This is a genomic window from Pseudomonas sp. GW822-FHT04H02, assembly GCF_058800645.1.
This window is the reverse complement of sequence record NZ_JBXAMM010000005.1, coordinates 447,177-460,396: the sequence shown is the minus strand read 5'-3', so window position 1 is coordinate 460,396 and position 13,220 is coordinate 447,177. Positions and strand designations below refer to the sequence as shown.

Here is a 13,220-nt window from a genome sequence, read left to right as displayed (position 1 = left end):
CCTGAACTGATTATTTGCCCCCACTGATTCAACAACCGCAGCGTTTGTCCGAGACTCCGGGGTCGACCTATAAAAATAAGGCTGTACCCCATGACGACTTCTTCTTGCGTCACCGAGAACGCCCAGCCTCCCGGCCTGAAGATCGAAACCCGTTCCATCGACTACGTGCCGCGCAACGAGCGCCACGGCAAGGTCTGGCATCAGGGGCCCTTCTGGTTCACCGGCAACTTCGTGCTCACCACCATGGTCACCGGTTTCACCGGCGCAGCCCTGGGCCTCGCCCTGCAATACGCCATCCTGGCGATCGTCATCGGCGTCTGCCTGGGCACCTTCTGCATGGCCTTCCACGCCAACCAGGGCCCGCGCATGGGGCTGCCGCAGATGATCCAGTCCCGCGCCCAGTTCGGCCTGCGTGGCGCCATCGTGCCGTTCACCGCCGTGGTGTTCGTCTACATCGGCTTCAACGTGTTCAACGTGATTCTCGCCACCGATGCCATCAACACCGTGATGCCCGGCGCCCGGGCGCCCTGGTACACCCTGATGATCGCCGTGGCGGTGCTGATCGCGGTGATCGGCCATGACCTGCTGCACACCGTGCAGCGCTGGCTGACCTACGTGATGATCAGCGTGTTCGCGGTGCTCACCGTCAGTGCCCTGCTGACCCTGCAGGCCGACTCGGCCCTGGCCGACCCGCAGTTCTCCTGGTCGGCGTTCCTGATCCAGCTGTCGGCCGCCGCCGGCTACCAGATCAGCTATTCGGTGTACGTCTCCGACTACTCACGCTACCTGCCGCACAAGACGCCGTCGCGCCAGGTGATCTTCTGGACCTACCTGGGCGCCGCCGGTTCGGCCCTGTGGCTGATGTCCCTGGGGGCGTTCCTGGCCTCGGCCCTGCCCTCCCCCGATGCCATCGCCAGCGTGCGCGAAGTGGGCAACCGGGTGATCCCCGGCTTCGGCACCTTCACCGTGCTGATCGCAGTGCCGGCGCTGGTGGGCATCATGGCGGTCAACTGCTACGGCGCCATGCTCACCGGCATCAGCGCCATCGACGGCTTCAAGTCGATCAAGCCCAACCTCAAGAGCCGGGTCTGCGGAATCGTGCTGGTGGCGGTGGTGATCTTTCTCATCGCCATGAACATTCCCGAGAGCTACCTGGGCAGCTTCAACACTTTCGTGCTGCTGATGCTGTATTTCCTGGTGCCCTGGACCGCAGTCAACCTGGCGGACTTCTACCTGGTGCGCAAAGGTCGCTACGCCATCAGCGACATCTTCAATCACACCGGGATCTATGGCCGCTGGTCCAGCGCCGGGCTGCTGGCGTATTTCCTCGGCCTGCTGGCGATGGTGCCGTTCATGTCCCTGAGTTTCTTCCAGGGCCCGCTGTCCCAGGCCCTGGGCGGCGCCGACATTGCCTTCGTGGTTGGCCTTGCCGTGGCCGCGCTGGTCTACTGGGCACTGACCCGCAACCTGGACCTGGACGCGGAGCGCCTGGCCATCCAGGCCAGCGAGCAGCAACTGGAAGGAGGCGCGCAATGATTCCTCAGGCGTCCCTCAAGGTGGCCTGCCAGCAAGTGGCCCCGCGCATCGGCGACCTTAAGTACAACCGCGCCCTGGGCGCCGAGGCGATACGCCAGGCCGCCGCCCGCGGCGCCCAGGTGGTGGTGCTGCCGGAACTGGTGCAGAGCGGCTATGTGTTCAGCGACCGCAATGAAGCCCTGGCACTCTCGGAAAGCCTCGACGGGCCGACCCTGAGCCTGTGGAAAACCCTGGCCGAAGAGCTGCAGGTGGTGATCGTCGGCGGCTTCTGCGAGCGCCTGGACCAGGAGCGCGTGGCCAACAGCGCGGCGCTGGTCGAACCCGAAGGCAGGCTGACGCTGTACCGCAAGGCCCACCTGTGGGATCGGGAAAACCTGATCTTCACCCCGGGCGACGAGCCGCCGCCGGTGGTGCCGACCCGCTTCGGGCCGATCGCCATGATGATCTGCTACGACCTGGAGTTTCCCGAGTGGGTGCGCCTGCCAGCCCTGGCCGGCGCGGCCCTGCTGTGCGCCCCGGTGAACTGGCCGGATGGCCCGCGCCCGCTCGGCGAGCGGCCGGCGGAGATGGTCCGGGTGCAGGCCAATGCGGCGGTCAACCGGATGTTCATCGCCGCCTGCGACCGCTGCGGCGAGGAACGTGGAGTGAACTGGGTGGGCGGCTCGACCCTTGTCGATGCCGACGGTTATCCACTGGCGGGCAGGGATCGGAAAAGCGCCGAGCAGTTGCTGCTGGCGGAGCTGGACCTGACCCAGGCCTGGCACAAGTCCATCAGTGAACATAACCATGTGCACCTGGATCGGCGCCCGGCGTTGTATCAGTAACCGAAGGATCAGGTTGCACCTGTTCGCTGGCAAGCCGGCTCCTACAGCAAACGGATGCAGGGGCCGGTTTGCCGGCGATCAGAACTCCACGCGCACGTCGCCCTTGGGCACGCTGCAGCAGGACAGGATGTAGCCTTCGGCTTCGTCTTCCTCGGTGATCCCGCCGTTGTGCTCCATCTCCACCTCGCCCCCCAGCTTGAGCACCTTGCAGGTGCCGCAGATGCCCATGCCGCAGGCCTTGGGAATCATCAGGCCAAGCTTGGCCGCCGCCGCGTGCACGGTTTCCCCGGGGGCCACGCGGATGCTCTTGCCCGAAGCGGTGAACTCCACCTGATGCAGGTCCGCCAGGTCCGGCTCCGGCGCCTCGGCCGCCTGTTCGGCGTGTTCCACCGCATCGGCCCGGGCTTCGGCCGGGGTCGCGCCGAAGGATTCCTCGTGGTAGCGGGCCATGTCGAAACCGGCGGCTTCCAGCAGCCGCTTGACCGCGCTCATATAGGGCGTGGGGCCGCAGCAGAACACTTCCCGCTCCAGGAAATCCGGGGCCATCAACTCCAGCATCTTGTGGTTCAGGTAGCCGCGATAACCGGCCCAGGGCTCGCCCAGGCCGTGCTTTTCGCAGATCAGGTGCAGGCTGAAGTTGTCGATCCGCGAGGCCATGTGCTCCAGCTCGCGGTGGTAAATGATGTCCTTGGGGGAACGGGCGCTGTGGATGAACACCATGTCGACGTTGGCGTTGGTGTCGTAGAACCAGCGCGCCATGGACATCACCGGGGTAATGCCGACGCCGCCGCTGAGGTAGAGGATCTTCGGCGCCGGAAAGTCGATGGCGTTGAACAGCCCCACCGGCCCGTGCACCGCCAGTTCCTGGCCTTCGTGCAGGGTGTCGTGCAGCCAGTTGGAGACCTTGCCGCCGGGCACGCGCTTGATGGTCACCGAGAAGCTGTAGGGCACCGAGGGCGAGCTGGAGATGGTGTAAGAACGCATCACCGGCTGGCCCTCGATCTCCAGCTCCAGGGTGACGAACTGCCCCGGTTTGAAGAAGAACATGATCGGCTGGTCAGCCATGAAGCAGAAGGTCCGCACGTCCCAGGTTTCCTGGATGACTTTGACGCAACGGACGATGTGACGGCCATTGGCCCAGGTCTGGGTGGTTACCGGGTTAAGGAAGGTGTTGGACATGCTGTTCTCCACGGCCGACGGTCGGCGTCTTGTCAGCGATTCTGCGTAAGGCTTCTCGCGCCCATTTACCTATCTGCGACATTCACATGCTTATCGCGACCAGCCCCCAGCTGCCGGGGCTGGCGCGTCGGGAACAGATTGGGCCATGTCGCCCATGGATAAGGTTCTTGGCGCCTGCGGACCCACACTCGCCTCAACGACAACAGCCGTTTTTTTCGTGACTTGCGTAGCACCCACCGTAGCCACTAATTAATTCGCCGGCCGCACTGAACGGCCATGAGGACTTGAACGATGGACGTCACCGCAACCCTGAGCTTGGGCGATCCGCTGGAACCTGCACGCAAGGCCACTGCACAGATGCTGCAGGAACGTGAGCGGACCTTTTCCCTGCCGCAGCCGTTCTACTGCGATGAAAGGCTGTTCGATATCGACATGCAGGAGATCTTCCAGAAGGAATGGCTGATCGCCGGCATGACCTGCGAAATCCCCACCAAGGGCAACTACATCACCCTGCAGATCGGCAAGAACCCGATCATCGTCATCCGCGGCGCCGACGGCGTGGTCCACGCCTTCCACAACGTCTGCCGCCACCGCGGCTCACGGCTGTGCACCAGCGACAAGGGCAAGGTCGCCAAGCTGGTCTGCCACTACCACCAGTGGACCTACGAACTGGACGGCCGCCTGCTGTTCGCCGGCACCGAGATGGGCGCCGACTTCGACATGAAGCAATACGGCCTGAAACCGGTGAACGTGAAGACCGCCGGCGGCTACATCTTCATCTCCCTGGCCGAGAACCCGCCGGCCATCGACGACTTCCTGGCGACCCTGGCCCATTACATGGAGCCCTACGACATGGAGAACACCAAGGTGGCGGTGCAGACCACCTTGCATGAAAAGGCCAACTGGAAGCTGGTGCTGGAGAACAACCGCGAGTGCTACCACTGCGGCGGCTCGCACCCCGAATTGCTGAAAACCCTGCTGGAATGGGACGACGTCACCGACCCGCGGGCCGACCAGGCGTTCAAGGACCACGTGGCCGCCTCCGCTGCCGCCTGGGAAGCCGAGAAGATCCCTTACGCCCACGCCAGCTTTGGCCTGCGCAACCGCATCGTGCGCATGCCGCTGCTCAAGGGCACCGTGTCCATGACCCTGGACGGCAAGCAGGGCTGCGCCAAACTCATGGGCCGGATCAAGAACCCGGACCTGGGCTCGATGCGCATCCTGCACCTGCCCCACTCGTGGAACCACTGCATGGGCGACCACATCATCGTGTTCACCGTGTGGCCCATCAGCGCCCAGGAAACCATCGTCACCACCAAGTGGATCGTGCACAAGGACGCCGTGGAAGGCGTGGACTACGACGTCGAGCGCATGCGCCAGGTGTGGGACGCCACCAACGCCCAGGACCGGCGCCTGGCGGAAGAGAACCAGCGCGGCATCAACTCCACCGCCTACCAGCCCGGCCCGTACTCCAAGACCTACGAGTTCGGCGTGGTCAACTTCGTCGACTGGTACAGCGAGCGCATGCTGAGCAACCTGGGGGCGGAACCGGCGCCTTACCTCAAGGGTGTTCCGGTCACCGGCTGACACTGCAAGCACCGTAGCGGCTACAAGGCTTGTGTAGCCGCTGCCGCAGGCTGCGAACGGCTTGGGCGGCACTCCGACGCAGCAGGCGCAGCGATCTTGAGAGCGCCTGAGGTCCGGCGGAAAACCGTCAAGCAAGGTCCTGCGGACCTTGTCGCAGCCTCGCGGGGTCGGCAGCGGCTACAGGGCCTTCAGGGCCGCGACCAGCTGACCGCGCCGGTCTCGCCGATGAAGGTCTCGCTGATCTGCGGGCCGTCCAGCCTCACCTTCACATAGCCATTGCGCACCCGTAGCGGGTAGTTCGGATCGTCTGCCGAAAGGGTTTCCGACCATTGCACCTGGGCGTTGCCCTTCAGTTCGCTGGTAACGCCATAGGGAATCGCCCCATGGCCGATGCAGCGCCCGTACATGCCGTCCCTGGGCGCATAGCAGATGCCGTTGTGCAGGTGCCCCCAATACCAGTAGTCCGGTGCCCGGCCCAGGGCCGCGAAGACTTGCTTGTACAACGCGGTCTGCTGCTGGCCACTGATGTCCAGGCCCTGATGATGGCTGAGCAGCATGATCCTGCGTCCCTGCCCCTTGCTGGCCACCAGGTCCTTGAGCCATTGCGCCTGCGTGGGGTCCAGGTTGCCGTCCATGTACAGGTTCATCTCGTCGGCGGCATAGGCGCTGTCCAGGCCAATGATCAGCCAGTGGCTGTTGAACAGGGCGAAGTAGCTGGTGCCTTGCTGCCTGGGAAACAGCGCGTCGATCTCGGCGAAATAGCCATGGGCGCCGCTGTACATCTCATGGTTGGAGTTGAGGCTGAACGAGGCCTGGGAACCCTGGGGCCAGTCCGCAAGATCGGCGTTCTCTTCGCTGCCGGTGCCGGCGTAATACACATCCCCCAGGTGAATGGTGAAGTCCGGCTTGTCCTGGGTGATCAGGTTCGCCACTCGCTGCGCCGCCGACTGGCTGTCGAAATACCCGGTGCCCCAGTCGCCGGCCATGTCCAGCAGCACGTCGTCGGCCATCTCGATCAGCGCCGGGGTGCTGCCGAAGGGGGCATGGTCGCGCAGGTTCTCCAGCCAGTTGAGCAAGGCCTCGCTCCAGCGCAGATCCAGCAGCTCCCACTGGCGACAGCCCAGCAGGGTGCCGTCCTTCATCACCTGGGTCTGCAGCTCGGCCACGGTCTGTGGCAAGGGCGCGGCGTTGCCCAGGTGCAGCACCGACAGGCCGTGGGCCAGTTCCCAGGGCACCGGTGCCTGGCCGGGCGGCAGCTCGCCATGGAGGATGGCGTACTGCGCCTGGTCATGGGCGCGCTGCAACAGGCTGACAATGCCCTGCAACTCCTTGGGTTCGAGCTGGTTGCTGAGTTTCTTCCAGGCCAGATCGAGCCTGGCGAGCAGGCCGTCGACCCGGGTCTTCACCTGGTCGTATTCGTGTTCCAGGTTGCTCACAAATGACATGGCGGCATCCCTCTTGATGGTGCTTTGCCCTGATATCCCGTGGCACTCACAGGGTTTTCATGTACTCGATCAACTGCCATTTCTGCTCGTCGGAAAGCTGCGTGCCGTACAGGTGGCCGCTGTTGCTGTTGCCCTCCAGGCGGGTGTCGTACTTGAAGTAGCCCGGGCCCTGTACCGTCGGACCGCTGGTGATGAAGCCGACGTTCTGCGGGTCATAGACGTCCGAGCCGGTGAAGAACACCTGGGGCCGCCGTTGGGGAGCCTGCAGCAGGTCCCAGAGGCTGGGCACCGAGCCGTTGTGCAGGTAAGGCGCACGCAGCCATATGCCGTCGGTGGGAGTGTTGCTGTAGCTCTGGGTCTTGCGATAGGCACCAAAATCGAAGGGCGGTTTCTTGAAGCCATGAAAGGCCTGCACCAGCCCGGTGGTGAAGGAATCCAGGCGGTGGGGGTCGGTGCCCAGCTCCTGGATGCCGGTGGTGACCTGGCCGGTGTCAGCCTTGCCGAACTCATGGCAACCGGCGCAGTTGGCCTCCCACAGCGGCTTGCCCTGGGCAGCCTTGGCCTGATCGAGGGCGAACGGCCAGGCCGGCGGCTTGTGCCCCAGCAACCAGTTGGTGACCCGGTTGAAGCTCTGCGGCAGCACCGATTCCGGGGTCGCCCCCACCGCCATTGCCGCAGCGTAGTTGCGTTCGCGAATCTGGTTGTTGTTGCCATCCCAGTGCAGGTACATGGACTCCCGCGGCTTCTGGTTCCAGATTTGCGGCAGGTCCACGGTGCCGATGGTGGAATCGTCGGGGAAGCCGAACACCACCATCTTGGTCGGGTTGAAGGTGTCGGTGCGCCCCGGCCCCTGCTGTGGCCGCAGCTTCTGCCAGGCGTAGGCCTGCTTCTGCTTGAGCAGCGCGCTCTTGGCCATGGGCATGATCAGGTAGCGGTTGTACAGGCGCTCGATCAGGCCCAGCTGGAACTTGGCGTTGATCGCGGTCATCAGCGCATCCACGGTGAATTTCGGGTCGTTGGCGCAATCGTAGGCGAACCACTGGAAGGCCTGGAGCTGCATCAGGTTGGCCGGCGCGGTGGGCACCACTCGGGATACATCGCTGGCGCTGGCGCGGTAGGCGCCGGTGTGGCACAGGGCGCAATTGGGTTCCACCGTCGGGTAGCCCAACTGCCGCTTGGCCATGCCCACGGGCAGGTCCCGGCCATTCTCGTAGAGGAAGCCGAAGACCTCATAACCGCCGGGCCGGGGCAGTTTTTCCGGGCACAACTGCGGCAGCACGGCGAACAGGTAGTAAGGAATCCGTGCCTCGATGCCCAGGCCGATGGCCGCGTACTTGAAGTGATCCTCATCCGTGGCCTCCACCGGCTGGGGCACCTCGCGCAGCATGTTGACCCAGGTTTCATAACCGACGAACCCCAGCACCAGCAGCGCCAGCAGGCTCGCCACACGAAAACTGTGGCGCCTCCAGCAGGCTTCCCAGCCCTGGCACCATGCGCGCAGGCCGGCCTTGAGCAAGGCCCAGGGCCGGTTGGCCGGGACATTGCCCAGGTACAACAGAATGCCGAGGACCAGGAACATGCCCAGATCACCCATGAGCATGGGCACAAACACCTGGGGCTGGTTGCTGGTGTCGATCAGGTAGATCCAGAACGCCACGGCCACCAGCCGCGACAACACACAGAGCCAGGAATGCACTACGTAGCGCGGCGCATTGAAGCCCGAGGGCATGTAGAACAGGCTGATGCCCACCAGCAGCATGCCGGCGTTCTCCAGCCAGGGATCGGAGAGCACCGGCGGCAGCCCGACCACGGCGGTCAGCAGGGCCGGGGCAAACAGCGCCGGCAGGGCGAACACCATGTTCATGGCGATGCCCAGCCAGATAAAGCGTTGGAACCAGCGAATATAAACGTTCATTTCAAGCATTCCTGCATCCATGTGGAACTGCTGCCGAAGGCGCCCCAAGGCCCTGGGCACCTTGGCCTGCGGTGCTCGTCACCCGGGCGAGGCCTGTGGCTGCGGCACCTGAGGCACCGCAGAGCGGGAGCCGGCAGGGATCAGCCCTGGGCGGTCTTCTCCAGGTGCGCGAGGATCAGCGGGTACACATCGACCACGGCGTTCTCACCGAAGATGCAGTCGATATGCCCATACCCCGGCACCACATGGCGGCTGAACAGCTCGGGACCATGCATCTGGCACAGGCGCTCATAGGTCTTCTGGGTGCTTTGCGGCAGGTAGCACTGGTTATCGGCCCCGCTGATAAAGCAGATGGGCAGCTTCAACCGGTCGAAATGCGGCATGTAGACGTCGCGTCCCTTGAAGTCCACCAGGTGCCCCTTGCGACAGATCAGCGCCAGGTGCTCGAAAGTCTGGATGTTGGATTCGCCGAACAGCTCGTGCAGGTTGTCGTGCAGGGTCTGGTTGAGGGTGTCGTGGCGGTACAGCGAGGCATACATGAAGGTGATGCGGTGGCACACCGGGTTGGTGCAATAGCCCTGGGCCTCAAGCCGGGCATAGCCGTTGAGGGCCGTGTCGTAGAGCTTGTTGAACCAGCTTTCCTTGCTGTCGGCATAGGCGGTCAGGGACTTGATGCCAATGGCATCGAGCATTCCCGGCAGGTGCAGGCCGGCCTTGATCCCGGTGGCCGTGGCCACCACGGTGTCGGCGGCGATCTGCGAGCAGACCACCGAGCGCACATCCTGCAGGCCTGCCAGCAGCGACATGAAGAAGGTGGTGGCGCCGTAGCAATGCACCACGCATTGCACGTCCCGGGCCCCGGTCGCCTGCCGGATCTGGCCGATGGCAGCCTTGAAGTCATACGCCGCGATCTGGTCGCCATTGCACTCCTGCTTGCTCGCCGGCAGCAGAATGCTGACCCGAAAATCCAGGAGCCAGACGTCATAGTCGTGCTTGCACAGGTACTCCAGCAGGTTGGCCTGGATGGTGTCGGTGGAAAAGATATTGGAGCCCACGCCCAGGCCGTGCACCAGCATCACCGGGCCCTTGCCGCCGGCCTGGTAGCGGGTCAGGCGCAGTTGCACCCGGTCTTCGGTCTCGAAGAAATGCACCGTGGGGGCCGGCGCATCCAGGGGGCGCTTGATCCGGGGCGGTGCGTCGGGGTTGAAGTAGATGTCCCCGGCGAATACCCCGCCGTAGCTTTCCCAGAGGATCCCGGCGAAGAACTTGCCGAAGCGCGCCAGGGCTTCGATGCGCTCGCGCTCGTTGCGAGCGTTGAGCACCTTCATGGTGGTCATCTGCCTGGCGAAGTCCGCCGGCAGGATGTGCATCACACCAGAGCCCAGCACCGGCCCGGCCTTGTCCCGGCCCCGGTACAGGGTCACGTAGAGAGTGCTGGTGTCGGGCCAGATGTTCAGCACCCCGTGGTCCTCGGGCACGGTCTTGAAGGCACTGAAGAAATACTCGTTGCCGTCCTCGGCGCTCAGGCGCATGTCGTAGTTCATGTGGCGCACGCCGACCTGCTGCTGGAATTCCTCGAACAGGTTGAACACCCCGTGGCTGGCCACCAGCGGCTGCGCCGACAGCAGCGGAGCATTCAGGGTGCCCACCAGGGTGGCGGCGTGCTGTGGCTCCTTGATCATCCGGTTGAGGTCGTCGGCGGTGATGGTCAGGGTGAATTCGATGGGCGAGTTTTGCGTTTCTCCGCGCTGGGCCGCCGCCTCGTACAGCTTGAGGTCGGTGCCCTGGGGCTGGGTGAAGGCGGTAGAAAAATAGCCCTTCATGGTTTCCGTGAACTGCACTCCCAGGGTCGGCGCCGGTACCGCCTTGCTCGGTGCCGAGGGCAGCCGGTAGTCGATCTGCCAGCCGCGATCCTCCGCCAGCAGGCGCATGTTGCGCTCGCTCACCGCAGAGATGGTCAGCAGCGGGTTGACCGCCAGCGAGGTGGGAATCACCGCACCGTCCGTCACATACAGCCCGGGGTACACCGCATCGCCGCTGGGGCCGCTGAACACCTGGCCCTTGTGGTTGACCACCCCCTGCCCGGCGTCCTCGCCCATCACGCAACCGCCCAGCGGATGCACCGAGACGATGCTGTGCTTGAGCAACGGGGTCCAGATCGGGTTCTCCACCCAGATCCCACCCAGGGCCCGGGTGGCCTTATGCAGCCGCTCGTTGCCGAGGACCACGTTGGGTTGTTCGCCGACGCCCGGCCAGTCGATGCGCAGTTGATCCTGGGCATCCAGCAGCATGCGGCCGCGACCGTCGTCGTGGCTCATGATCAGGTAGGTCTGCATGTTGTGCAGCGCACCGTGGTAGGGCCCGCGCAGGAAGCTTTCGGCCTCCCGCTCCTTGTAGCCCAGCTTGCCGCTGAGGCTGGTGTCGGTAGGCTGGCCCAGGGTAGCGGCGAACAGCGCCATGCTTGGCACCATGGCCTGGCCCATTGCGCCGGGAATCGAACCCTCCTCGATCACCATGCGGCTGCGCCAGTCGCCTTCGGTGCGCATGTCGATGATCGAAGTGATGCAGGGCCCCACCGGTTTCAGTTCGCTGGCCGGGTGGGTACCGAAGCCGATGCCGTTGATCGGCTGTTCGCAGTTGTGACCGAAGCCAAGGATGTCGCCATTGCCACTCATGTGCTCGCCGAGCTGGTCCGAAGTGGCCAGGCCCTTGGCCCGGGAACGCAGAAGAATCTCGGTGGAGCCCAGGGTGCCGGCGGACAGCACGACAATGTCGGCCTTGACGAACAGGGTCGGCGCCGAGAACTTCTCGCGGCCGCTGTCCAGGTACTGGAAGTGCACGATCCAGCCGTCGCCATCACGCTCCAGATGACGCACCTGGGCCTGGCAGAAAATCTGCGCACCGTGATTGCAGGCGTCCGGCAGGTAGTTCATCAGGGTGGTGTTCTTGGCCTTGTTGTTACAGCCCGAGACGCAGTCGCCACAGTGGTTGCACGGCAGTTGCTCGACCCCGACGTGGTTGAGGTTGTTGGGCAACTTGGTGAAGGTCACGTTGATCGGCGGCTTGTAGAAATGCGCCCCCTGCTTGAGAAAGTCCGCGGACTTCTGGTTGGCCTGGAGCTTGGCCAGGGGCGGCGCCGAGTTCGGATAGGGGTTGGGCTTGAGCATTTCCCGGGCCCGGTCGTAGCCCTCCTTGAGCAGTGTGTCACGGTGCTCGCGCACTGCCCGGGGCCAGCGTGGGTCGTCGAATACTCCGGGCTCGGGCTCCAGGGCGACGTTGGCATTGATCAGCGAAGTGCCGCCCAGGCCACACCCCACCACCACGTTCTGCTGGGCGTTGACATGCAAGTCGAACAGCCCGGTGCGCGAGCCGACATGGCCTTCGGGGTCATGTACCTGGAGTTCTTCGGTGGCGCTGGCCAGGGTGTTGGGGTACTCGCCGGGCTGGATCTCCCGGCCCCGCTCCAGCAGGCAGACCCGGCGGCCGGCCCGGGACAATCGAGAGGCCGCAATGCCGCCCCCGTAGCCCGAACCGATGACAATAACGTCGTAGTGTTCCTGGATCTCGCTGATGGGGGTCGCGATCCGAGTCATGACGGGATTCCTCTCAGGCAGATGGGGCCACTCTTTGGTCGCCTCTGATAGGTGAAGCCGAACGCGCACCGAGCAGCCGCACAGGCAGGCCTGGGTGCCAGAAACACAAACTGTGGAAAAAGTGCCAACGGGCGACAGCCCGGGGGCGCAGCTATAGGCGGGCGCGCTGGTTGGTGGCGCGGCGGCGGGTGCGTCGAGGGAGAAAGGCGCGGATCGCAGAAGCCTGTGATAAACGACAGTCCATTGCCTGAGCTCCCGGGAACCGGATGTGGATAAGTAACTGCCAAGTCCTTGTGGCATCAGTGAAGACAGGCCACTTGCCAGTGTCAAGGCAGCCATTAGAACTGTATGAAATTTGATCTATTGCCGCACAAGCTATGGATTACAAGGGGTGCAGCCTTCGACGAACACCTTATCCACACCTTGGCCCACAGCAACTGTGGGCAAGTTCCTCTGGCATGGGGATATTTCGCCGGGCAATGGCAATAAAATCCGTGACTTATGAAGAAAGTGCTGTTTCACAAGGTATTGATCATTTTTTGAACATGGCCATCAAAGCCACGTATTCAGAGGGCTACAGAGGAAGGCGAACACCTTATCCACAGAACGGCCAACAGACTTTGGGGGCAACTCGGGTGCACGAGTCGGGCACTGTGGAAAACCGCCAAAAGCCGCGCATTATCAGGGGCACGCCAGGATATTCTGCGGAAAAACCAGCATTTGGTCGTTTTTTGAACAAAATCTTGAAAGCCCCGTTCTGCAAGGGATACAGCGCTAAGCGAACATCTTATCCACAGAAGCGCCAACAGACTTTGGGGGCAACTGCTGTGCAAAAGTCTGCCCGAAGGTTTTCCCATCATGGAAAAAACGCCATAAAAAACCTCGACTTAGCCTGATCAAAAATCGTACAGGCGGCGCCAGGGCCTGCTGAACAAGGGCTGGAGCGAGGCGCGAACACCTTATCCACAGGTCCGCACACAGGGATTGTGAGTAACCCTACCCCCCTGTCGCGAAAGACGGCCGGAAATTGTGCAAAACCGCGCAGGCCTCTTCGCCGGCAAGCCGGCTCCTACAGGGCATCGGTGCATTTCCCCTTGTGGGAACTGGCTTGCCAGCGCACGGCTGCGCACGGCTGCGCCCG

At 63.7% G+C, this 13,220-nt stretch carries 8 protein-coding genes; 4 read left to right on the top strand and 4 right to left on the bottom strand.

Annotated elements, in window-relative coordinates:
* Positions 1-90: 90 nt before the first annotated feature.
* Together AC1RMG_RS24060 and AC1RMG_RS24055 are read left to right on the top strand one after the other, a co-directional pair.
* Positions 91-1,536, top strand: coding sequence for a purine-cytosine permease family protein (locus tag AC1RMG_RS24060; RefSeq protein ID WP_370058171.1), 1,446 nt, complete (start codon positions 91-93; stop codon positions 1,534-1,536).
* Positions 1,533-2,360, top strand: coding sequence for a nitrilase-related carbon-nitrogen hydrolase (locus AC1RMG_RS24055; RefSeq protein ID WP_493170408.1), 828 nt, complete (start codon positions 1,533-1,535; stop codon positions 2,358-2,360). The genes AC1RMG_RS24060 and AC1RMG_RS24055 overlap by 4 nt, the downstream gene beginning before the upstream one ends.
* Positions 2,361-2,438: 78 nt before the next feature.
* On the opposite strand, the gene gbcB is transcribed toward AC1RMG_RS24055, so the two are convergent.
* Positions 2,439-3,539 carry a glycine betaine monooxygenase reductase subunit gene (gbcB, locus tag AC1RMG_RS24050; protein ID WP_011063909.1) on the bottom strand — a complete coding sequence of 367 codons (1,101 nt, stop codon included), beginning with the start codon at positions 3,537-3,539 and terminating at the stop codon, positions 2,439-2,441.
* Between the two features lie 291 nt (positions 3,540-3,830).
* On the opposite strand from gbcB, the gene gbca reads away from it, so the two are divergent.
* Positions 3,831-5,126 (top strand): glycine betaine monooxygenase oxygenase subunit, encoded by a 1,296-nt coding sequence (gene gbca, locus AC1RMG_RS24045; RefSeq protein WP_011063910.1) that lies wholly within the window; start codon positions 3,831-3,833, stop codon positions 5,124-5,126.
* A 188-nt stretch (positions 5,127-5,314) separates the two neighbouring features.
* On the opposite strand, the gene AC1RMG_RS24040 is transcribed toward gbca, so the two are convergent.
* The 3 genes from AC1RMG_RS24040 to AC1RMG_RS24030 form a co-directional block, all read right to left on the bottom strand.
* Complete coding sequence (locus tag AC1RMG_RS24040; RefSeq protein ID WP_368995164.1) at positions 5,315-6,571, bottom strand: metallophosphoesterase family protein; 1,257 nt, start codon at positions 6,569-6,571, stop codon at positions 5,315-5,317.
* Positions 6,572-6,617: 46 nt separating this feature from the next.
* Positions 6,618-8,486, bottom strand: coding sequence for a c-type cytochrome (locus tag AC1RMG_RS24035; RefSeq protein ID WP_493170406.1), 1,869 nt, complete (start codon positions 8,484-8,486; stop codon positions 6,618-6,620).
* Positions 8,487-8,626: 140 nt separating this feature from the next.
* Positions 8,627-12,079 carry an alpha/beta fold hydrolase gene (locus AC1RMG_RS24030; protein ID WP_492575329.1) on the bottom strand — a complete coding sequence of 1,151 codons (3,453 nt, stop codon included), beginning with the start codon at positions 12,077-12,079 and terminating at the stop codon, positions 8,627-8,629.
* A gap of 494 nt (positions 12,080-12,573) precedes the next feature.
* On the opposite strand from AC1RMG_RS24030, the gene AC1RMG_RS24025 reads away from it, so the two are divergent.
* A complete protein-coding gene (locus tag AC1RMG_RS24025) occupies positions 12,574-12,975 on the top strand; it encodes a hypothetical protein (RefSeq protein WP_493170404.1) in 402 nt (133 codons plus the stop codon).
* The last annotated feature ends 245 nt before the right edge of the window (positions 12,976-13,220 follow it).

Excerpts from the sequence above, each read along its gene's own strand:
- gbcB (WP_011063909.1), bottom strand. The coding sequence starts at position 3,539 with ATGTCCAACACCTTCCTTAACCCGGTAACCACCCAGACCTGGGCCAAT.
- AC1RMG_RS24040 (WP_368995164.1), bottom strand. The coding sequence starts at position 6,571 with ATGTCATTTGTGAGCAACCTGGAACACGAATACGACCAGGTGAAGACC.
- AC1RMG_RS24055 (WP_493170408.1), top strand. The coding sequence starts at position 1,533 with ATGATTCCTCAGGCGTCCCTCAAGGTGGCCTGCCAGCAAGTGGCCCCG.
- AC1RMG_RS24035 (WP_493170406.1), bottom strand. The coding sequence starts at position 8,486 with ATGAACGTTTATATTCGCTGGTTCCAACGCTTTATCTGGCTGGGCATC.
- AC1RMG_RS24060 (WP_370058171.1), top strand. The coding sequence starts at position 91 with ATGACGACTTCTTCTTGCGTCACCGAGAACGCCCAGCCTCCCGGCCTG.
- gbca (WP_011063910.1), top strand. The coding sequence starts at position 3,831 with ATGGACGTCACCGCAACCCTGAGCTTGGGCGATCCGCTGGAACCTGCA.
- AC1RMG_RS24030 (WP_492575329.1), bottom strand. The coding sequence starts at position 12,079 with ATGACTCGGATCGCGACCCCCATCAGCGAGATCCAGGAACACTACGAC.